At 63.8% G+C, this 18,826-nt stretch carries 21 protein-coding genes and 1 pseudogene; 11 read left to right on the top strand and 11 right to left on the bottom strand.

The features are described 5' to 3' along the window. Positions 1-109: 109 nt before the first annotated feature. Complete coding sequence (locus tag QN085_RS07045; protein WP_012271091.1) at positions 110-301, bottom strand: PLDc N-terminal domain-containing protein; 192 nt, start codon at positions 299-301, stop codon at positions 110-112. Positions 302-426: 125 nt separating this feature from the next. Here QN085_RS07045 and QN085_RS07040 point away from each other — a divergent pair, with 125 nt between their 5' ends. Next, positions 427-1,365, top strand: a complete 939-nt coding sequence (locus QN085_RS07040; RefSeq protein ID WP_013971514.1) for a ZIP family metal transporter — start codon at positions 427-429, stop codon at positions 1,363-1,365. A 124-nt stretch (positions 1,366-1,489) separates the two neighbouring features. Here the strand turns inward: QN085_RS07040 and QN085_RS07035 are convergent, their stop codons facing one another. Together QN085_RS07035 and QN085_RS07030 are read right to left on the bottom strand one after the other, a co-directional pair. Beyond that, positions 1,490-2,020 carry a hypothetical protein gene (locus QN085_RS07035; protein ID WP_013971513.1) on the bottom strand — a complete coding sequence of 177 codons (531 nt, stop codon included), beginning with the start codon at positions 2,018-2,020 and terminating at the stop codon, positions 1,490-1,492. 60 nt (positions 2,021-2,080) lie between these two features. Next, positions 2,081-2,605, bottom strand: a complete 525-nt coding sequence (locus QN085_RS07030) for an ankyrin repeat domain-containing protein (RefSeq protein ID WP_013971512.1) — start codon at positions 2,603-2,605, stop codon at positions 2,081-2,083. A 265-nt stretch (positions 2,606-2,870) separates the two neighbouring features. On the opposite strand from QN085_RS07030, the gene QN085_RS07025 reads away from it, so the two are divergent. Then, positions 2,871-3,143, top strand: coding sequence for a DUF3509 domain-containing protein (locus tag QN085_RS07025; protein ID WP_013971511.1), 273 nt, complete (start codon positions 2,871-2,873; stop codon positions 3,141-3,143). 61 nt (positions 3,144-3,204) lie between these two features. Here QN085_RS07025 and QN085_RS07020 read toward each other — a convergent pair whose 3' ends face one another. The 3 genes from QN085_RS07020 to aroC form a co-directional block, all read right to left on the bottom strand. Beyond that, a complete protein-coding gene (locus QN085_RS07020; RefSeq protein ID WP_024086505.1) occupies positions 3,205-3,741 on the bottom strand; it encodes an oxidase in 537 nt (178 codons plus the stop codon). Next, positions 3,741-4,895: an MFS transporter gene (locus tag QN085_RS07015; RefSeq protein WP_015269353.1), complete on the bottom strand. Its 1,155-nt coding sequence runs from the start codon at positions 4,893-4,895 to the stop codon at positions 3,741-3,743. The genes QN085_RS07020 and QN085_RS07015 overlap by 1 nt, the downstream gene beginning before the upstream one ends. A 244-nt stretch (positions 4,896-5,139) precedes the next feature. After that, positions 5,140-6,231, bottom strand: a complete 1,092-nt coding sequence (aroC, locus tag QN085_RS07010) for a chorismate synthase (RefSeq protein ID WP_003260967.1) — start codon at positions 6,229-6,231, stop codon at positions 5,140-5,142. Positions 6,232-6,467: 236 nt separating this feature from the next. Here aroC and QN085_RS07005 point away from each other — a divergent pair, with 236 nt between their 5' ends. Beyond that, the gene (locus tag QN085_RS07005) at positions 6,468-7,430 is read left to right on the top strand and encodes an alpha/beta hydrolase (RefSeq protein WP_013971508.1); all 963 of its coding nucleotides are present in this window, start codon (positions 6,468-6,470) and stop codon (positions 7,428-7,430) included. Between the two features lie 206 nt (positions 7,431-7,636). Continuing rightward, on the top strand, positions 7,637-8,419 hold the full coding sequence (locus QN085_RS07000; RefSeq protein ID WP_013971507.1) for a hypothetical protein: 783 nt from the start codon (positions 7,637-7,639) through the stop codon (positions 8,417-8,419). A 109-nt stretch (positions 8,420-8,528) separates the two neighbouring features. Here QN085_RS07000 and prmB read toward each other — a convergent pair whose 3' ends face one another. After that, complete coding sequence (gene prmB, locus QN085_RS06995) at positions 8,529-9,437, bottom strand: 50S ribosomal protein L3 N(5)-glutamine methyltransferase (RefSeq protein WP_015269350.1); 909 nt, start codon at positions 9,435-9,437, stop codon at positions 8,529-8,531. Positions 9,438-9,617: 180 nt separating this feature from the next. On the opposite strand from prmB, the gene QN085_RS06990 reads away from it, so the two are divergent. The 5 genes from QN085_RS06990 (at position 9,618) to QN085_RS06970 (ending at position 12,332) form a co-directional block, all read left to right on the top strand. Beyond that, positions 9,618-10,208, top strand: coding sequence for a cysteine hydrolase family protein (locus QN085_RS06990; RefSeq protein ID WP_015269349.1), 591 nt, complete (start codon positions 9,618-9,620; stop codon positions 10,206-10,208). 86 nt (positions 10,209-10,294) lie between these two features. Next, positions 10,295-10,615, top strand: a complete 321-nt coding sequence (locus tag QN085_RS06985; protein WP_013971504.1) for a hypothetical protein — start codon at positions 10,295-10,297, stop codon at positions 10,613-10,615. Positions 10,616-10,724: 109 nt separating this feature from the next. Next, a complete protein-coding gene (locus QN085_RS06980; protein WP_013971503.1) occupies positions 10,725-11,285 on the top strand; it encodes a Smr/MutS family protein in 561 nt (186 codons plus the stop codon). Between the two features lie 70 nt (positions 11,286-11,355). Further along, positions 11,356-11,901 carry a GTP cyclohydrolase I FolE gene (gene folE / locus QN085_RS06975; RefSeq protein ID WP_013971502.1) on the top strand — a complete coding sequence of 182 codons (546 nt, stop codon included), beginning with the start codon at positions 11,356-11,358 and terminating at the stop codon, positions 11,899-11,901. A 59-nt stretch (positions 11,902-11,960) separates the two neighbouring features. Then, positions 11,961-12,332, top strand: a complete 372-nt coding sequence (locus QN085_RS06970) for a glutaredoxin family protein (RefSeq protein ID WP_013971501.1) — start codon at positions 11,961-11,963, stop codon at positions 12,330-12,332. 131 nt (positions 12,333-12,463) lie between these two features. Here QN085_RS06970 and QN085_RS06965 read toward each other — a convergent pair whose 3' ends face one another. Continuing rightward, entirely contained in the window at positions 12,464-13,066 is a 603-nt protein-coding gene (locus tag QN085_RS06965) for a glutathione S-transferase family protein (protein WP_013971500.1), read from the bottom strand. 146 nt (positions 13,067-13,212) lie between these two features. On the opposite strand from QN085_RS06965, the gene QN085_RS06960 reads away from it, so the two are divergent. Beyond that, entirely contained in the window at positions 13,213-14,403 is a 1,191-nt protein-coding gene (locus tag QN085_RS06960) for a benzoate/H(+) symporter BenE family transporter (RefSeq protein ID WP_044046915.1), read from the top strand. Positions 14,404-14,546: 143 nt separating this feature from the next. On the opposite strand, the gene QN085_RS25935 is transcribed toward QN085_RS06960, so the two are convergent. Then, positions 14,547-15,251, bottom strand: a complete 705-nt coding sequence (locus QN085_RS25935; RefSeq protein WP_410479880.1) for a methyl-accepting chemotaxis protein — start codon at positions 15,249-15,251, stop codon at positions 14,547-14,549. A gap of 204 nt (positions 15,252-15,455) precedes the next feature. After that, positions 15,456-15,935, bottom strand: a pseudogene (locus QN085_RS25930) (methyl-accepting chemotaxis protein); the annotation flags it as partial. Positions 15,936-16,893: 958 nt separating this feature from the next. On the opposite strand from QN085_RS25930, the gene QN085_RS06950 reads away from it, so the two are divergent. Then, entirely contained in the window at positions 16,894-17,637 is a 744-nt protein-coding gene (locus QN085_RS06950) for a hypothetical protein (RefSeq protein ID WP_280045075.1), read from the top strand. 272 nt (positions 17,638-17,909) lie between these two features. On the opposite strand, the gene QN085_RS06945 is transcribed toward QN085_RS06950, so the two are convergent. After that, positions 17,910-18,671, bottom strand: coding sequence for an SDR family oxidoreductase (locus tag QN085_RS06945; RefSeq protein WP_103444820.1), 762 nt, complete (start codon positions 18,669-18,671; stop codon positions 17,910-17,912). Positions 18,672-18,826 lie beyond the last annotated feature (155 nt).

The following is an 18,826-nucleotide window of genomic DNA, read 5'->3' as shown; positions in this document are numbered from 1 at the left end:
TTACGGCCTCTTCTCGGGCACGCCCGCTCCCACAGGGGGATCACTGCCCTCAGGTCCAGTGATCCCCCTGTGGGAGCGGGTTCACCCGCGAAGAGGCCAGCACAGCCATTCAGATCCGCACATTCCCCCGTGGCCCGGCGATCGCCCAGATCACCAGCCCCACCACCGGCAGCAAGGCGATCAGCAGGATCCACAACACCTTGATGCCCACTTCGCTGCCACTCTTGATCACATTCAGGATGGCCCAGATATCCAGCGCCAGGATGATCAGCCCGACCAGGCTGTTGAACGTCGACCCCATGCCAAAACTCCTGTCAAAGGCTTTGCTGCACAGCATAGTCAGCTATCAAGGCGATAGAAGGGAATCCTTGGCGATTGCCGCAGGTCCCTGAGTAGACTGCCGTTAATCACTGATTCGAGGTTCACATGCCCCCCGCCCACACTCAAAGCGCCGCCCCGACCTCGCTGCTGAACGCCTGGCGCCAGCAAGCCGTGAACACCCCGTGGCTCAGCGCCGGCCTGGGGTTGAGCCTGCTGGCGGTGTTGCTACTGCTGGCCGCCAGCCTGTGGAACGCAGTGAACGGCGACCACGCCGAAAACCTGCACCTGGCCGCACTGGGCGGGTTGTCCGGCTTTGGCGCCACGGCGCTGGGCGCGGTGCTGGCAGTGGTGCTGCGCGATGTCAGGGCCCGCACCCAGGATGTGATGCTGGGTTTTGCCGCCGGCATGATGCTGGCGGCCAGTTCGTTTTCGCTGATTCTGCCGGGCCTGGATGCCGCCCGCGAAATTACCGGCAACGGCCCGGCCGCGGCCTTTACCGTGGTGCTGGGCATGGGCCTGGGCGTGCTGCTGATGCTGGGCCTGGACCGCTTCACCCCGCATGAACACGAAAGCACCGGCCCTTGCGGCCCGGAGGCCGAGCGCATCAGCCGGGTGTGGTTGTTCGTGCTGGCGATTACCCTGCACAACCTGCCTGAGGGCATGGCCATTGGCGTGAGCTTTGCCAATGGCGACATGAACATCGGCCTGCCGCTGACCAGCGCCATCGCAATTCAGGACATCCCCGAGGGGTTGGCCGTGGCGCTGGCCTTGCGCGCTACCGGGTTGTCGAACCTGAAAGCCGCGCTGGTGGCGATCGGGTCGGGGCTGATGGAGCCGCTGGGTGCGGTGATCGGCCTGGGGATTTCGACCGGCTTTGCCTTGGCCTACCCGGTCAGCATGGGGCTGGCGGCGGGGGCGATGATTTTTGTGGTGAGCCACGAGGTGATTCCCGAAACCCACCGCAATGGGCACCAGACGGCGGCGACCCTGGGGTTGATGGGTGGGTTTGCGGTGATGATGTTCCTCGATACCGCGCTGGGCTGAAGATTGAAGCTGCCTGTACCAGCCTCTTCGCGGGTAAACCCGCTCCCACAGGGATCTCACTGGGCCCGAGGGAAGTGATATCCCTGTGGGAGCGGGTTTACCCGCGAAGAAGCAAACGCGGAAATCAGACGTGTACGGCGACCTTCAACGCCTCAAGCGCCGGCTCGACCTTGATCCCCACCTCAGCACCCAGCTCCAGCACCCGCGCCAGGTCGTTCTGCCCTACCATCACCATCTGCAGCTCGTCATCCAGCAACTGGCTGAAGTTGAGCAGCACATACCCACCCGCCTCCTTGTTCAGCGCCCCCATCTGCACCTGAATGCGATTGAGCGCGGTCAGCGGCTCGGTGCGGGCCAGTTGTTTGGGCTTGAGGGTGAAGGGCACGCTCTGGTCGAACGAGTCGCTGATCTGCTGGAACAGGTCCTGGTAGCTGTCGGCCTGAAACACCACGGTGTCCGGCAGGCTGCCCAGCACCACCCATTCGCCCAGCGGAATGGGGAAGCTGTCGTCGTAGTTGATGTCGGGGTTGGCGGCCAGGAAGGCAGCGGGGTCGGCGTAGGCCTGGGCGGCCTCGTCGGCGATGCGCTCGATGTCTTCCTCGCGCATGCAGCCAGCGCCAATGAGGCTGATGAATTCGAGCAACTGAGTTTTCATGAAAGGGGGCCTGCGACGGGTGAAAAGTCGCCAAGGATAGCCGCAAATGCCCCCTTGCGGTTAGCCGGCCAGCACTTGCAGGCGCGCTGCGGCGTCCACGGCCCCCATGGTTTGCGCTGCCACCAGTGCGGTGATACCACGGGCATCCTGACGGGCCGGGTCGGCACCCTGGGCCAGCAGGTACTCGAGGATTTCGCTGCGGTTGAACATGGCTGCCAGCATCAGTGCGGTGCGGCCATCCTGCGCGGCGGCGTCCACCGGTACGCCGTGCTCCAGCAACAGGCGAATCATGGCCAGGTCACCCTTGAACGCGGCGCCGGCGATGGGCAGTTGGCCGTTATCGTTGGCAATCAGCGGGTCGGCGCCATGCGCCAGCAGCACACGCACTGCGTCGTGGTGGCCGTGGTAGCTGGCCAGCATCAGCAGGGTGTCGCCCTTGTGGTTGCGCAGGTTGGCCGGCAGGCCGCTGGCCAGCAGGCGCCCGAGCATCTCGGCATCGCCCTGGCGGGCACGTTCGAACACCTGCTCGGCAAAGGCGGCGGTTTCGTCGTCGGTCATGGTGGTGGGCGTGGGTTGGCTGGACATTTGGAACCTCCTGGCAGAAATCGTTGCCCAAGTCTTTGTCAGGCAAGGCTGCCGGGTCAAAGGTTCAGATTCTATCGGGCTGATAGCTGGCCGCGGGTCGTGCAATATGCACTGTGCAAAATGCACGACCATGCAGGTTGCACGAAAGCGCCTCGACGAAAAATACGTAACCTACTGAAATTAAAGGATTTTTTCAGAAAAAGCTTCCTGGCACGGTCACTGCAACGATCAACTCACGTCTGCCACGCAACAGCCAGGAGTTGATATGGACCTCATCCAGGAAAAGTTCGTTTCGGTATTTTCGGCCTACCAGGTGAATACCCAGGCCCGCCCAGACGGCGGTGTGCTGCTGACTCTGCGCGCAGCTGATGGCAAGGTCACCCGCCGCGTGCTGACCTACGCGCAATTGCACAGTGCCGAGCAGCTGTCCTGGGCGATCAGTGCGATTCGCCGCGATTTGGCCGAGCAGGCCAGTGAATTGCCGGTGATTTCGATGCTGCAGAGCCAGCAGCGGTTTGCCTTGCCGACTTATCGCTGAGTTTTGTATTGGTTGATCTGGCCTCTTCGCGGGCTCGCCCGGGAAGAGGCCGGTAAAGCCATTACAGTTCGTCGATGCCCAGAAACGCCCGCGCAGTCACATCCCCGGTAAACCTCGGCTGCATCCCTTCCTCGCTGCTGTACAACCGCAACGCCAAGCAAAACGGTGTATCGCCCAGCTCGACCCAGCGCCGAGTCCCCGCCGGGAGCACCAGCTGGTCGCCCTTCTCGCACAGCACCGAATACACCCAATCCCCCGCACGCAGGCCAACCTGAGCCCGCCCGCTGACCACGGCAAACACCTCGTCGGCGTCATGCACATGCTCATCGCGAACGTCCACCTGCGCAGGGGCCTCACCCTCACGGTTGAGTAACACGAAAGCCTTGCTGCCATGCGCCGTCATCAACTGGTCAAGGTGCTCGCGACAGGCCTCCAGTACCTCCTCCTGGGCGGTGCCAGGGCGCACACGCAGGCCATGCTCGGCATGGGCAAAGCGCACGCCCTGCTCGGCCAGAGTGGCAACGATATCGTCGTGGTGGGTCAACACCTTGTTCGGCAGTTCCGGGCTGGAGGGGTGGAAAACGCTGAGAATGCTCATCAGGGGCGGGTCCTGGTCGGTTGCGAACAAAGGGCAATGATAACGGCTGCAGCCAAGGCTGCGGCACTGGCCATACCAAAGGTGAAGGTGGGTCCCAGCAGTTTCCAGCTGTAACCCGAATACAATGCCCCCAGCGCACCGCCAGTGCCCGACAGCGCCGCATACAGCGCCTGGCCCTGGCCCTGCTGGCGGGCGCCGAAGCTGGCCTGCACGAAAGCGATGCTGGCGGCATGGAAGCAGCCGAAGGTGGCCGCGTGCAACACTTGGGCAAACACCAGCACCGCCGGCTCGCCGGCCAGGTTGCCCAGCAACAGCCAGCGCAGCGCCGCCAGCACGAAGCTGGCCAGCAGCACCCGCTGCACCGAAAAGCGCGCGAAGATACGGCTCATGGCCATGAACACCAGTACTTCGGCCACCACCCCGAGTGCCCACAGCAGACCGATGGCACCCCGGGCATAGCCCAAGTGCTCCAGGTGCAGGGTGAGGAAGGTGTAGTACGGCCCATGGCTGAGCTGCATCAGTGCCACGCAGGCGTAGAACGCGACCACCCCCGGCGCCCGCAGTTGCTGCAGGAAGCCGCCCGCGCCACTGCGCTCGCCCTGCTCCACCGGCTGGGCATTGGGCACCCACAGGCTGGCGGCGACGATGCCGGCCATGATCGTGACCAGCGCCACCGGGTAGATGTCCAGGCTCAGCCACTCGAACAGCCGGCCCAGGCCGACCACGGTGAGTATGAAGCCGATCGAGCCCCACAGGCGCACCTGGCTGTAGCGCGCGGTTTGCCCGTGCAGGTGGGCCAGGGTGATGACCTCGAACTGCGGCAGCACCGCATGCCAGAAGAACGCGTGCAGGGCCATGACCAGCGCCAGCCAGGCGTAGCTTTTGCCAAGGAAGATCAGGGCGAAGGTGGCCAGGGTCGACAATGCGCCCAGCCGCACGATCAGCAGGCGCTGGCCGGTGCGATCACCCAGCCAGCCCCACAGGTTGGGGGCGATGCAGCGCATGAGCATGGGTATGGCCACCAGCTCGCCGATGCGTGCCGGAGAGAAGCCCAGGTGGTCGAAGTACAGCGCCAGGAACGGGGCGGTGGAGCCGAGCAGGGCGAAGTAGAACAGGTAGAAGCTGGACAGGCGCCAGTAGGGGATTGGTTGCATGGGGTGACCTTGTGGGGACCTGTGCCGGCCTCTTCGCGGGTAAACCCGCTCCCACAGGTACCTCACCGCCCTCAGGCCCAGTGATATTCCTGTGGGAGGGGATTGGTTGCATGGGGTGGCCTTGTGGGGACCTGTACCGGCCTCTTCGCGGGTAAACCCGCTCCCACAAGTACCCCACTGCCCTCAGGCCCAGTGATATTCCTGTGGGAGCGGGTTTACCCGCGAAGAGGCCGGTACTGGCGAATCAGAGCTGGCCCAGCACCGGGGTATTCACCTTCACATCGGCATTCTGCGCGCGGTGGCGCAGCAGGTGGTCCATCAGCACGATGGCCATCATCGCCTCGGCGATCGGCGTGGCGCGGATGCCCACGCACGGGTCGTGGCGGCCTTTGGTGATGACGTCCACCGGGTTGCCGTCGATGTCGATGGAGCGGCCCGGGGTAGTGATGCTGGAGGTCGGCTTCAGCGCCAGGTGAGCAACGATCGGCTGGCCCGAGGAAATACCGCCGAGGATGCCGCCAGCGTTGTTGCTGAGGAAGCCTTCCGGGGTCAGTTCGTCACGGTGCTCGGTGCCGCGCTGGGCCACACTGGCGAAGCCGGCGCCGATTTCCACGCCCTTGACCGCGTTGATGCTCATCAGCGCGTGGGCCAGTTCGGCATCGAGGCGGTCGAAGATAGGCTCGCCCAGGCCCGGCATGACGCCTTCGGCGACCACGGTGATCTTGGCACCCACCGAGTCCTGGTCACGGCGCAGCTGGTCCATGTAGGCCTCCAGCTCCGGCACTTTGCTCGGGTCAGGGCTGAAGAAGGCGTTCTGCTCCACCGACTCCCAGGTCTGGAACGGGATTTCGATCGGGCCCAGCTGGCTCATGTAGCCGCGCACGGTGATGCCTTGGGTGGCCAGGTATTTCTTGGCGATGGCACCGGCGGCCACGCGCATGGCGGTTTCGCGCGCCGAGCTGCGGCCACCGCCGCGGTAGTCGCGAACGCCGTACTTGTGGTGGTAGGTGTAGTCGGCGTGGGCCGGGCGGAACAGGTCCTTGATCGCCGAGTAGTCCTTGGACTTCTGGTCGGTGTTGCGAATCAGCAGGCCGATCGAGCAGCCGGTGGTGCGGCCTTCGAACACGCCGGAGAGGATTTCCACCTCGTCGGCTTCCTGGCGCTGGGTGGTGTGCCGGCTGGTGCCGGGCTTGCGCCGGTCAAGGTCGTGCTGCAGGTCGTCGAGAGAAATCTCCAGGCCCGGTGGGCATCCATCGACAATGGCGACCAACGCCGGGCCATGGCTCTCGCCAGCGGTGGTGACAGTGAACAGCTTGCCGTAGGTATTGCCGGACATGGACGCTCCGCGAGATCTGCCTGAAGTGAACGAAAGCGGCAGTATACAGATGGATTGATCGCCTGTGCTGGCCTCTTCGCGGGTAAACCCGCTCCTACAGGGTCATCACAAGATGCGAAAATTGTGCTGTACCTGTGGGAGCGGGTTTACCCGCGAAGAGGCCAGTACAGGCAACCTCCCCTTCGAACCTTCCCGCAAACACTGGGTCAAACCCTCATCTCCCCATGTAGTACCGAATGATGTCGCGCCTCGTCGCCCTCTTCTTCCTGCTGTGCACCGGCCTGGCCCAGGCCGCCGCCCCCACCGTGCTACAACGCCCGATCGACCTCGACACCGGCCAGGGCGTGCTGCACGGCAGCCTGCTGCTGCCGCAACAGCCAACCCCGCCACCGGTGGTGCTGATCATCGCCGGCTCCGGCCCCACCGACCGAGACGGCAACAACCCGGCGTCAGGCCGGGTCGACAACCTCAAGCGCCTGGCCCTGCTGCTGGCCAACGAACACATCGCCAGCGTGCGCTACGACAAGCGCGGGGTGGCCGCCAGCCAGCCGGCCACGCCCGACGAGCGTGACCTGAGCGTGGAGCGCTATGTAGCCGACGTGGTCGCCTGGAGCCGCAAGCTCAAGGCCGACCCGCGCTTCGGCCCGTTGATCCTGATCGGCCACAGCGAAGGCGCGCTGATCGCCAGCCTGGCCGCCGAGCAGGCCGGCGCCAGCGCGGTGATTACCCTGGCTGGCAGCGGCCGACCGCTGGCCGACGTGCTGCGCGAACAGCTGGCACAGCGCCTGCCGCCGGCACAACTGGCCGGCGGCAGCGCCCTGCTCGACCGCCTGCAGGCCGGGCAGACCAGCCTGGAGGTACCGGCGCCGCTGCGTCAGGTGTTCCGCCCCAGCGTGCAGCCCTACCTGATTTCGCTGTTCCAGCAAGACCCAGCGGCGGCCTTCGCCCGCCTGCCCATGCCCGCGCTGATCGTGCAGGGGCGCAACGACGTGCAGGTAGGCGTGATCGACGCCGAACGACTGAAGGCGGCCAAGCCGGATGCACAACTGGTGCTGATCGATGGCATGAACCACATGCTGCGCATCAGCCCCAAGGCAATGAGCCAGCAGCGCGACAGCTACCTCAACCCTGGGTTGCCGCTGGCAAGGGAGCTGGGCGAGCAGATTGTGACGTTTATCCAGCATTTGCCTTCTGCCTGACCCTCAGGTCTTGGACGGTACGGCCGATAAAGGGAGTAACGGCGAAGATTGGGGCCGCGGCGCGGCCCATCGCGACGCAAGGCCGCTCCCAAAGGGACAGTGCCAGGTTCAGGCTCGGCGCCGTCCCTGTGGGAGCGGCCTTGCGTCGCGAAAGGGGCACGCAGTGCCCCCTCTTGCAGCCGGCACGCACTTGAGGACAAGCCCTGATGACAACCGCCCCCGCCGCCGTAGAGCCAGCCGAAGAGCCCGAGGAAAGCCCTGCCCTGCCCTGGGCCGAGCTGGCCGCCGAACACTTCCAGCTGTTGCGCCTGGCCGCCCTGCCCACCGACCGCAACACCGGCGCGCGGCCCCTGCGCTTCGTGCAGTTCGGCTATGCCGAACGCCACGACAAGGCCCACAGCCTGCTGCGCATGGAAATCCAGCTGCCCGGGCAGAAGGTGCACAAGGAACAGAACCGCCTGGACATTCGCGTCGACCACTCCGCGCGCCTGGTGCGCATTGGCAATGAACATGGCCTGCAACTGGAGCCGCTGAACCGTGGCATCGGCCGCTTCCTGCTGGCCCAGGCCGCGCAATGGCTGCAGCGCAAGTGGTCGCACTACCGGATCGAGGGCATGGCGCTGCCGAGCAAGGATGCGCTGAACGAAGACTCACGCCTGCGCCGTGACCACTGCCTGCGCGGGATGGGTATCGAGGTGGAGTACGAGGATAGCCAGCATCTGAAGGGCCGTACCGTGGAAATGACGGTGGGCGAGCTCAAGGGGGCGTGGAACAGCGAGCGCTTGCAGCGAGTGGGGATACTGGACGCTGCCGGCCTGCTGCAGCAGGCTGACCAGCAGTTGCAGGAGAAGGAAGGGCAACTGCGTGAGCGAGATGAACGGGTTGCCAAGTACCAGCGTGAAGACAGCGGGTTGCGCTTTACCATTACCTGTCTGGTGGCGTTTGCGGTGTTCCAGGCGGGGTTGCTGATCTGGATTGCCACGCGCTGACACCGCGTCGCCTAATTCGCGGGTAAACCCGCTCCCACAGGGTCCGCGTCGCACCTGAGGGCAACGCTATACCTGTGGGAGCGGGTTTACCCGCGAAGAGGCCCTGGAATCAGACCCGGGCCTTGAACAGTTCCTGATGCTGGCGGCACTGCTCGGCGGTCAGCATGAACACCCCGTGCCCACCGCGCTCGAACTCCAGCCAGGCAAAGTCCACCTCGGGGTATAGCGCCTCGACATGCACCTGGCTGTTGCCCACCTCGACAATCAGCAAGCCCTTGTCGGTCAAGTGGTCTGCCGCCTCGGCCAGCATGCGCCGCACCAGGTCCAGGCCATCGTTGCCGCAGGCCAGGCCCAACTCGGGCTCGTGGTGGTACTCGGCCGGCATGTCGTCGAAGTCTTCGGCATCGACATACGGCGGGTTGGACAGGATCAGATCGAAACGCTGCCCCGGCAAACCACCAAAACCGTCGCCCTGCACGGTGTACACGCGCCCGTCCAGGCCGTGGCGTTCGATGTTCTGGTTGGCCACTTCGAGCGCTTCGAACGACAGGTCGGCCAGCACTACCTCGGCCTCGGGGAACACGTCGGCGGCAACGATGCCGATGCAGCCAGAACCGGTGCACAGGTCGAGAATGCGCGCCGGCTCGCTCGCCAGCCACGGCTCGAAGCGTTTCTCGATCAGCTCGCCAATCGGCGAACGCGGCACCAGCACGCGCTCGTCGACGATGAACGACATGCCGCAGAACCAGGCTTCGCCCAACAGGTAGGCGGCCGGCACGCGTTCTTCGATACGGCGCTTGAGCAGGTGCTGCAGGCGTACCCGCTCGTCGTCCTCGAGCATGCAGTCCAGGTAGCTGTCGGCCACCTCCCACGGCAGGTGCACCGCCCCCAGTACCAGCAGGCGGGCCTCGTCCCAGGCATTGTCGGCACCGTGGCCGAAGAACAGGTCGTGCTCGTGGAAGCGGCTGACCGCCCAGCGGATGTAGTCGCGCAGCGTGCGCAGGCGGGATGTGATCACGGGGTACTCCTAATTCAGACCGGACAAAAGTCTAACAGCCCCACCCGCACATTTGTTCCTTTGCCTTACCCAATGGCTAGCCACAAGCCAGTAACCATGCCGCTTGCGTTGTCAACCATTCCCATTGGCGCCAAGGCAGGGGAGAATAGGTATACAAAAGCCCTATCCAAGGAGCCCTTGATGTCCGTTCCAACCACGATGTTTCGCCTCACTGGCCGCGACTACCCGCCGGCCAAGCTGAGCCACGCCAGCCTGATCATCATCGATGCGCAAAAGGAGTACCTCAGCGGGCCCCTGGCGCTGTCGGGCATGGACGAGGCCGTGGCCAACATCGCCAGGTTGCTCGACGCCGCGCGCAAGAGCGGCCGTCCGATCATCCACGTTCGCCACCTGGGCACTGTCGGTGGCCGCTTCGACCCACAAGGGCCGGCCGGCCAGTTCATTCCGGGGCTGGAGCCGCTGGAAGGCGAAATCGTCATCGAAAAACGCATGCCCAATGCATTCAAGAACACCCAGCTGCATGAGACCCTGCAGGCGCTGGGCCACCTGGACCTGATCGTCTGCGGTTTCATGAGCCACTCCAGCGTCAGCACCACGGTACGCCGCGCCAAGGACTATGGTTACCGCTGCACCCTGGTGGAAGACGCTTCGGCGACCCGCGACCTGGCATTCAAGGATAGGGTGATCCCGGCCGCGCAGATCCACCAGTGCGAAATGGCCGTGATGGCCGACAACTTCGCTTGCGTGGCCCCCACCGCCAGCCTGATCTGAGCGGCTGAGTACAACCGCCCGGCAGCCGGGCGGAACCCGATGGGCGGCCCCAGGTCGAATTCCGGATATCCACAGAGGAGAGCGGAATGAAGCTCAAAGGCAGTTTCGACGCCAAGCGCCTGCGCCCGCGCGAACCGCGTAACTGGGGTGCCCGCCTGGCGGCCGGCCTGGCGGCCATGCTGGCGACCCTTGGCGTGCTGTTGGCGATGGCCGGCGTTGCTGGCTTGCTGGGCAACTACCCTGCCCTGGCGGAGCTCAATGCCAACAAACCACTGGCCGGCATCCTCACCGTGGCCGGTTTGCTGCTGCTGTGGCTGGGCGTGCGCTTCTGGCGGCGCAGCCGCATTCGCCTGCGCCGCGGGCGGGAACTGAACCTGTCGCCGCACCTGATGAAAAAACACGATTGAGGCACTGCTGACGCGGTCCCTGTGGGAGCGGGTTTACCCGCGAAAGGGCCGGCACAGGCTGCACAAGGCCCCACAGTCGCGTAAACTACGCCGCCCACGTGGAGGCATCATGCAAGACGACGATTTTTCCCTGTTCAAGGCCGAAGTGCGCGGTGTCAAACCGATCAGGCACGACCGCGCCGAAGTCGGCAAGCCCAAGGCCGACCGCCAGAAGCTGGCCGGCCTGCGTCAGGCGGCGACCGTGCGCAGTGACAAGGCGCTGGTGATCGACGGCATGTCCGACCAGTTCGTCATCGACGTTGGTGCCGAAGACGAGTTGCTGTGGCGCCGCGATGGCGTACAGGAAGGCCAGCTGCGCAAGCTGAAGCTGGGGCAGATCCCGTTCGAGGGCAGCCTCGACTTGCACGGCATGACCGTGGAAAAGGCCCGCGAAACCCTGTGGGATTTCATCGCCGAGGCCACCAGACTGGAAGTGCGCTGCGTGCGGGTTACCCACGGCAAGGCCGCGCGCCTGGACGGCAAGCGCCCGATGATCAAGAGCCACGTCAACACCTGGCTGCGCCAGCACCCGCAGGTGCTCGGTTTTGCCTCGTGCAGCGCCCGCCACGGCGGCACCGGCGCGGTGTATGTGATGCTCAAACGAACCATGCTCGAAGGCCGCGACGAGTAACGCCGCGCTTGCAGCGCCGCCCTCACCGCCGTAACCTTCGTTTTTGCGATTTTTTCCCACAGGTAGATCCATGTCCCTGGAACAGAACTACACCGAGATCCTCAGCCAGATTGGCGAGGACGTCTCCCGTGAGGGCCTGCTCGACACGCCCAAGCGGGCTGCAAAGGCGATGAAGTACCTTTGCCGCGGTTATGAGCAAACACTGGAAGAAGTCACCAACAACGCGCTGTTCAGCTCTGACAACAGCGAAATGGTGCTGGTCCGGGACATCGAGCTGTATTCGATGTGCGAACACCACATGCTGCCGTTCATCGGCAAGGCGCACGTGGCCTACCTGCCCAAGGGCAAGGTACTGGGCCTGTCGAAGGTGGCGCGCATCGTCGACATGTACGCTCGCCGCCTGCAGATCCAGGAAAACCTCAGCCGCCAGGTTGCCGAGGCCGTGCAGCAGGTAACCGGTGCCGCCGGCGTTGCCGTGGTCATCGAAGCCAAGCACATGTGCATGATGATGCGCGGTGTCGAGAAGCAGAACTCGACCATGATCACCTCGGTGATGCTGGGTGAGTTCCGCGAAAACGCCGCCACCCGCAGCGAGTTCCTCAGCCTGATCAAGTGATTGGCTGCTGACCCCGAGCCGACCCTGCCGGGTCGGCTTTTTCATTTCAGGAGTTGCCCATGATCGTCAAAGCCCTGCGGGTTGGCCTCGGCCAGCTCATCGTGTTCGGCGACTGGATCAGCCGCCCGGCCAAGCGCAAACGCGACGCCACCGCCCAGGCTCGCGTCGAGCAAGCGGCCAAGGGCCTGGCGCTGTACCAGTTCCACGCCTGCCCGTTCTGCGTCAAGACACGCCGCACCCTGCACCGTTTGAACGTGCCGGTGGCGCTGCGCGATGCCAAGAACGACCCAGTACACCGCCAGGCCCTGCAGGAAGGTGGCGGCCGGGTGAAAGTGCCGTGCCTGCGTATTGAAGAAGCGGGCAAGGTGACCTGGATGTATGAGTCCAAGGCGATCATTGCCTACCTGGATGAGCGGTTCGCGTCGGCCTGACCGTTTGCAGGTGGCCTGTACTGGCCCTTTCGCGGGTAAACCCGCTCCCACAGGTACTCCGCTACCCTCAGGCCCTGTGATTTCCCTGTGGGAGCGGGTTTACCCGCGAAGAGGCCGGCACAGGCTATAAACTAGCCCACCATCGGCACATGCCGCGGGTGGCTGCTGACCCGCTCCAGCCAGGCCCTCACTGCCGGGTAGTCGGCCAGGTCGAACCCACCCTGCTGCGCCACATGGGTGTAGGCATACAACGCCACATCGGCAATCGAATACTGTTCGCCGACCAGGTACGGCGTCATCTGCAACTGCCGCTCCATCACCTTCAGTGCCTTGTAACCCCCCTTGTGCAGCTTGCGGTATTCCTCCACTCGCTCGTCCGGCAACCCCAGGTAGAACTGGATGAAACGCGCCACGGCAATGTAGGGCTCATGACTGTACTGCTCGAAGAACTGCCACTGCAGCACCTGGGTGCGCAGGCGTGGCTCGGTGGGCAGGAACTCGCTGCCGTCGGCCAGGTAGTTGAGAATGGCATTGGACTCCCACAGGTAGCTGCCGTCTTCCAGCTCCAGCACCGGTACCTTGCCGTTGGGGTTCATCGCCAGGAACTCGGGCGTTTCGGTCTCGCCCTTCAGGATGTCCACCGGGTGCCATTCATATGGCCGGCCCAGCAGGCTCAACATCAGCTTGACCTTGTAACAGTTGCCCGACTGGTAGTCGCCGTAGACCTTGTACATCGCCCCCTCCACTCCCAAGCAGTTCTGCATTTGCACCCAATAGTTGGCGACTGTACGGCTAAAAGCAATGGTCGCTGTATGGCAAGGATCAACCTTGCTCGCTGTAGTCTGAAAAAACTGCTTACACCTTTACAAGGATTTTGTTCATGACCGATGCCACTTCCATACGCCTGCGGCCCCTGGCAGACAGCTCCCCGTCGGCGGTGGTCGCCGGCTTCATCGCCATGCTCACCGGCTATACCAGCTCGCTGGTGCTGATGTTCCAGGCCGGCCAGGCAGCCGGGCTGACCACCGCGCAGATTTCCTCATGGATCTGGGCGTTGTCGATCGGCATGGCGGTGTGCAGCATCGGCCTGTCGCTGCGTTACCGCACACCGATCACCGTGGCCTGGTCCACCCCCGGCGCCGCCTTGCTGATCACCAGCCTGGGCGGGGTCAGCTATGGCGAAGCGATCGGCGCCTACATCACCTGTGCCGTGCTGGTGCTGATCTGTGGCCTGACCGGCAGTTTCGAGCGCCTGGTCAAGCGCATCCCGGCCTCGCTGGCCTCGGCGCTGCTGGCGGGTATCCTGTTCAAGATCGGCAGCGAAATCTTCGTTGCCGCCCAGCATCGCACCCTGCTGGTACTGGGCATGTTCTTCAGCTACCTGCTGGTCAAACGCCTGTCGCCGCGTTACTGCGTGCTGGCCGCGCTATTGGTGGGTACGGCGCTGTCCGGCGCCCTGGGCCTGCTGGACTTCAGCGGCTTCCGGCTGGAAGTGGCCACGCCGGTGTGGACCACGCCAAGCTTCTCGCTGGCGGCGACCATCAGCATTGGCATTCCGCTGTTCGTGGTGGCGATGACCTCGCAGAACATGCCGGGTGTGGCCGTGCTGCGCGCCGACGGCTACCAGGTGCCGGCCTCGCCACTGATCTCGGCCACCGGTTTTGCCTCGCTGCTGCTGGCGCCGTTTGGTTCGCATGGGGTCAACCTGGCGGCGATCAGCGCGGCGATCTGCACCGGGCCGCATGCCCATGAAGACCCGGCCAAGCGTTATACCGCGGCTGTGTGGTGCGGGATTTTCTATGGCATTGCCGGGGTGTTCGGCGCGACCTTGGCGGCGCTGTTTGCGGCGCTGCCAAAAGAACTGGTGCTGTCGATTGCGGCGCTGGCGCTGTTCGGCTCGATCATGAACGGGCTGACCGTGGCCATGAGCGAAGCGCGTGAGCGCGAGGCTGCGGTGATCACCTTCATGGTTACCGCTTCGGGGCTGACCTTGTTCTCGATTGGTTCGGCGTTCTGGGGGATTGTGGCGGGGGTACTGGCCCTGATGATTCTCAACCCGCGCAGAGCCTGAGTTTTTTATAGCCTGAACGGGCCTCTTCGCGGGTAAACCCGCTCCTACTGAGATCACACAACATTCAGCCCTGCGGTATTCCTTGTAGGAGCGGGTTTACCCGCGAAGAGGCCCGTTCAGGCCACACAAAGCCCAGGCCCAGATCACAACCTGAAATGCCCCACCATCCCCTTCAGGTCGGAACCCAACTGCGCCAGCTCGATACTCGACCGGGCATTGTCCTGCATCGCCAACGCCGCCTGATCGGCACTACCACGGATCTGCGTGACGCTGCGGCTGATCTCTTCTGCCACCGAACTCTGCTGCTCGGCCGCCGCGGCAATCTGCTGGTTCATCTGCTGGATCAATGAAACCGCCGCCGCAATGCTGCCCAGCGCGCTTTCGGTCTGCAGTGCATCAGCCACCGCCAAACGCACCAACTCGGTACTGCCGCGAATCTGCGCCACCGACTGCTGGGCATTGCCCCGCAGGCTGGCGACCAAGGTCTCGATCTGCTCGGTAGACTGCCGGGTACGCCGCGCCAGCGCACGCACCTCGTCAGCGACCACGGCAAAACCACGCCCCTGCTCACCCGCGCGGGCGGCTTCGATAGCAGCATTCAGCGCCAACAGGTTGGTCTGCTCAGCCACGCTCTTGATCACTTCCAGCACGTCGCCAATGGTGTGGATCTCGGCACTGAGGCTGTCGATACCGGCGCTGGCCGTCTCCGCCGCCGACGCCAGTTGCTCGATGCGCTGCATGCTCTGGCGCACCACCTGCTGCCCGGAATCAACCTTCTCATCCGCAGCCTGGGCCGCCTGGGCCGCCTCCTCGGCATTACGCGCCACATCGTGCACGGTGGCGGTCATTTGCTGCATGGCGGTAGCCACCTGCTCGGTCTCTTCCTTCTGGCTGCCCACCTCGCGGTTGGTCTGCTCGGTCACCGCCGACAGCGCCTGCGCATTGCCGGCCAGTTGCTCGATGCCCTGCTGCAAACCGCTGACAATGCCCGACAGGCCCGCCGCCATCTGCTGCATGGCCTGCATCAACTGCCCTACTTCGTCCCGGCGCGGTGCCTGGGCGTCGAAGCTCAGCTCGCCGGCAGCGATGCGCTGGGCGCGGGCAATCACATGCTTGAGCGGCCCGACCACGGCGCGGGTGATCAGCCAGGCGGCCAGCACACCTACCAGCAGCGCCAATGCGGTAGCCAGGCCGATGGCCACGGCATTGCGTTGCAATTCGCCCTGCAGGGCCTGCTCCTGCCCCAGGTAAGCCTGGTCGACCCGACTGGTGACTTGCTCGGCACTGGCCTGCAACTGCGCCTTCAAGCCCTGCTCGCGGGCTAGCTGGTCAGTGTATTCGTTGAGCTTTTCCGAGAAGCTGCCAATGTGCCCCGCCACTTCGCCCAACACACTCTGGTAGCCAGCATCGCTGACAGCGCCCTGCAACTGGCTGACCAGGCTGGCGGCTTCGACGGTCTGGGCAATGCGCTCCTGGCTGACGCCCTCTTCGCCCTTGCGGCTTTTTTCCAGGCGTACCCGCGCTTCGTCCATGGCCTGCAGCATCAGCCGCGACACCTGCGCCACCTGCGTGGCCTGCTCGAGGAACGCGCCGCCCTGCTGGCCCTGGGACTGCTTGAGGGTATACACGCCGTCGTCAGCCAGGCCGGCCTGCAGTACGTCGAGGTTGTTGGCCACGCTGGACACCGACCAACTGGCCATGTCCAGCGCCAGCTCCTTGGCCTGCACCGCCTCGACAAAGGCCTCGAACGCCTGGCCATAGGCTGCCAGGTCGGTTTCCGCCGCCGCCAGCGCCGGCAGGCCACGGGCGCGTTCGACCAGACCCTGCAAGCCGCTGCGCAAGGCCTCGGCCTGCTGCAGGTCGGAGCGCAGGGCAAATGCCTGCTCGTGCTGGCGCAAGCGCAGCAGGTCAGTATTGAACTGGGCCAGCTGGCGCAAGCTGTCGAAGCGCTGGCTAACGCTGTGCAGCGCGGCAATGCCAATGCCGGCCACCGCCAGGGTCAGCACCAGCACCAAGGCAAAGCCCAGGCCGAGTTTGCGGGCCATGCCCAGGTTGGCCAGCATACCGTGCTTGCTCGCGCCCATGCCGATTCCCCTTCTGCGTGCGAGGTTATCCCGAAAGCCAAGGGTGGCAACGTTGCCAGCCGATGGACAAGGGCCTGGCGTCAGAATGGTGTCAAATAGCTATGGCTTGTCGTTTTTAGCTGTATCAAGGTCGGTTTTTGCCAGCCACGGCAGGCGCCAGCAGCGAGCCATTAATTTTAGTTCAGCACGGCGCCCCCCGAGCGGACCACGGCCAATAAAGTGGAAGCAAGTTTCTATCAGTTTATTCCAATTACTATTTGTAAAATAAATTTGGCGCCATTAATTCTGCGCCAATGTTGGAGCAAGAAAAAATATTAAATGGCCACTATTCAAATTGAAAACACCGCTATCGTAATAGGTAACTGGCCCACCCCTTCGGCCACGTAGAGCCCGTCTGGAGTTTTCCATGAAAACAGCCCTCCTTGCTGCTGTGGTCACCCCGTTGCTGTTTGTTACGCTACCAACGGTGGGGCATGCTGAAACTTCCACTGCACCGCTATTAACCATTGGTTTGCAAGGAAGTTATACCCAATTGGAGTTGAACGGGCGTGGCAATGAAACAGAAGATATGCCAGAAGGCGGGCTATTTATTAACTACGGCAACAAGATGACGGCAAAGGACGGGCTTATCTACCAGGCCGAAGCCAGCGGCATGTACTCGAAAAAGCAGGACCAGAAGCTCAAGGACGGCCAGGCCGACCTCGACCTGGGCTGGCGCCTGGCCCTGGCCGAACGCCACTCCGTCGACCTGCTGCTGGGTACCGGTTACAAATGGAACCGGCTGTCACCCAATACCCGCCGGTATGACGTCGACCTGACCAACCGTACACCGTTCGCCAAGATTGCCGCGGGTTACAACTACCGTTTCAATAATGCCACCTTGCGCTTCGAAGCCGGGGTGCGCCAGTTGATCAATGGCGATGCGCAATTGGAAATACATGGCCTCAGCAGTGAAGATGTAGATTTGAAAGATACCAGCAACCCCTTTGCCGAACTTAGCGTACTGTTCAATCAGCAAGGCAACGTGCCAATACTCGTCGCGCTTTATATGAGCCGCTACAATTATGAACTGGACGGGCAGTTCATGATGACCGATTCGGACGACCAGACCCGCGACGAATATGGCCTGAAAGTAGGCGTCAGCTTCTAGGCTCTGTACGAAAAGTCTTGAGACGCAGGGCAGGCAAGGCGAAAACAGCCGAGGAAGCGGAGTGTACTGGAGTACATGAGCATTCCGAGGCTGTTTTCAACGCAGCATGGACAAGTATCAAGGCTTTTCGTACAGAGCCTAGGCGGGCGCACGCCCAGGCCGGCACAATAAGGGCTTGGGCGCGCGCTTCCTGCCCATATGCGACATAGCCACACGCGCCTACGCCCCCGTAGCAACGGCGTTACCCGCGTCGCAGGCCACGCGGTTCCGGTTCAGATCGCGGTAGCCCCACCATCCACCGTCAGGCAATGCCCTGTGGTAAACGCTGCGCCATCACTGCACAGGTACAGCACGGCGCTGGCAATTTCCTCGACCTTGCCAATACGCCCCACCGGATGCATGGCAGCGGCAAACTCGGCCTTGCGCGGGTCGGCCTCATAGGCGCGGCGGAACATGTCGGTGTCGATCACCGCCGGGCACACCGCATTCACCCGGATGCCCTTCTTGGCGTATTCGATGGCCGCCGACTTGGTCAGGCCTATCACCGCGTGCTTGGAAGCGCTGTAGATGCTCATCTTCGGCGCCGCGCCCAAGCCCGCCACCGAAGCGGTATTGACGATGGCCCCACCGCCCTGGGCCAACAGCAACGGCAGCTGGTACTTCATGCACAGCCAAACACCCTTCACGTTGACGCCCATGATGGCATCGAACTCCGCCTCGCTGCCCTCGGCCAGGCGGCCTTGCTCTATCTCGATACCAGCGTTGTTGTAGGCATAGTCCAGCCGCCCGTAGGCGGCGATCAGGCGTTCGTGCAGTTGGCGCACCTCGGCCTCACGAGTAACGTCGCAGGCAATGAACAGCGCCTCCCCGCCCGCAGCGTGGATCAGCGCCACAGTGGCCTCGCCACCGGCCGGGTCAAGGTCGGCCACCACCACCTTCAGGCCCTCCCGGGCAAAAGCCAGGGCGGTTGCCCGGCCGATGCCGGCGGCGGCGCCGGTGACCAGGGCTACCTGGCCGGAAAAGGTCATGCTCATCGCGTGCTCCAAAGCGTGCTTGGTGGGGTTCAGAGCATAGTCAGCCACTACCCGGCCTGGCAGCATCATCACTCCACCGGTTGGGCTACCATGCTTGTCAGTGATGTTAACGACCTGCCTACATCAACAGGGTAGATTTGACGCCTCCCCCTTCC

Source organism: Pseudomonas sp. M2(2023) (assembly GCF_030263955.1).
GTDB lineage: Bacteria > Pseudomonadota > Gammaproteobacteria > Pseudomonadales > Pseudomonadaceae > Aquipseudomonas > Aquipseudomonas asiatica.
Note: the sequence above shows the minus strand (reverse complement) of the source record. Positions and strands in the feature narration are given on the sequence as shown.

Bases quoted from the DNA above. Each gene is read 5' to 3' on its own strand.
- QN085_RS07000 (WP_013971507.1), top strand. From the start codon at position 7,637: ATGACAACCGCCCCCGCCGCCGTAGAGCCAGCCGAAGAGCCCGAGGAA.
- folE (WP_013971502.1), top strand. From the start codon at position 11,356: ATGTCCCTGGAACAGAACTACACCGAGATCCTCAGCCAGATTGGCGAG.
- QN085_RS07020 (WP_024086505.1), bottom strand. From the start codon at position 3,741: ATGAGCATTCTCAGCGTTTTCCACCCCTCCAGCCCGGAACTGCCGAAC.
- QN085_RS07015 (WP_015269353.1), bottom strand. From the start codon at position 4,895: ATGCAACCAATCCCCTACTGGCGCCTGTCCAGCTTCTACCTGTTCTAC.
- QN085_RS06965 (WP_013971500.1), bottom strand. From the start codon at position 13,066: ATGTACAAGGTCTACGGCGACTACCAGTCGGGCAACTGTTACAAGGTC.
- QN085_RS06970 (WP_013971501.1), top strand. From the start codon at position 11,961: ATGATCGTCAAAGCCCTGCGGGTTGGCCTCGGCCAGCTCATCGTGTTC.
- QN085_RS07035 (WP_013971513.1), bottom strand. From the start codon at position 2,020: ATGAAAACTCAGTTGCTCGAATTCATCAGCCTCATTGGCGCTGGCTGC.
- QN085_RS06980 (WP_013971503.1), top strand. From the start codon at position 10,725: ATGCAAGACGACGATTTTTCCCTGTTCAAGGCCGAAGTGCGCGGTGTC.
- QN085_RS07025 (WP_013971511.1), top strand. From the start codon at position 2,871: ATGGACCTCATCCAGGAAAAGTTCGTTTCGGTATTTTCGGCCTACCAG.
- QN085_RS06960 (WP_044046915.1), top strand. From the start codon at position 13,213: ATGACCGATGCCACTTCCATACGCCTGCGGCCCCTGGCAGACAGCTCC.
- QN085_RS07005 (WP_013971508.1), top strand. From the start codon at position 6,468: ATGATGTCGCGCCTCGTCGCCCTCTTCTTCCTGCTGTGCACCGGCCTG.
- aroC (WP_003260967.1), bottom strand. From the start codon at position 6,231: ATGTCCGGCAATACCTACGGCAAGCTGTTCACTGTCACCACCGCTGGC.
- QN085_RS06990 (WP_015269349.1), top strand. From the start codon at position 9,618: ATGTCCGTTCCAACCACGATGTTTCGCCTCACTGGCCGCGACTACCCG.
- QN085_RS06985 (WP_013971504.1), top strand. From the start codon at position 10,295: ATGAAGCTCAAAGGCAGTTTCGACGCCAAGCGCCTGCGCCCGCGCGAA.
- QN085_RS07045 (WP_012271091.1), bottom strand. From the start codon at position 301: ATGGGGTCGACGTTCAACAGCCTGGTCGGGCTGATCATCCTGGCGCTG.
- QN085_RS07040 (WP_013971514.1), top strand. From the start codon at position 427: ATGCCCCCCGCCCACACTCAAAGCGCCGCCCCGACCTCGCTGCTGAAC.
- QN085_RS25935 (WP_410479880.1), bottom strand. From the start codon at position 15,251: ATGACCGCCACCGTGCACGATGTGGCGCGTAATGCCGAGGAGGCGGCC.
- QN085_RS06950 (WP_280045075.1), top strand. From the start codon at position 16,894: ATGAAAACAGCCCTCCTTGCTGCTGTGGTCACCCCGTTGCTGTTTGTT.
- QN085_RS07030 (WP_013971512.1), bottom strand. From the start codon at position 2,605: ATGTCCAGCCAACCCACGCCCACCACCATGACCGACGACGAAACCGCC.
- QN085_RS06945 (WP_103444820.1), bottom strand. From the start codon at position 18,671: ATGAGCATGACCTTTTCCGGCCAGGTAGCCCTGGTCACCGGCGCCGCC.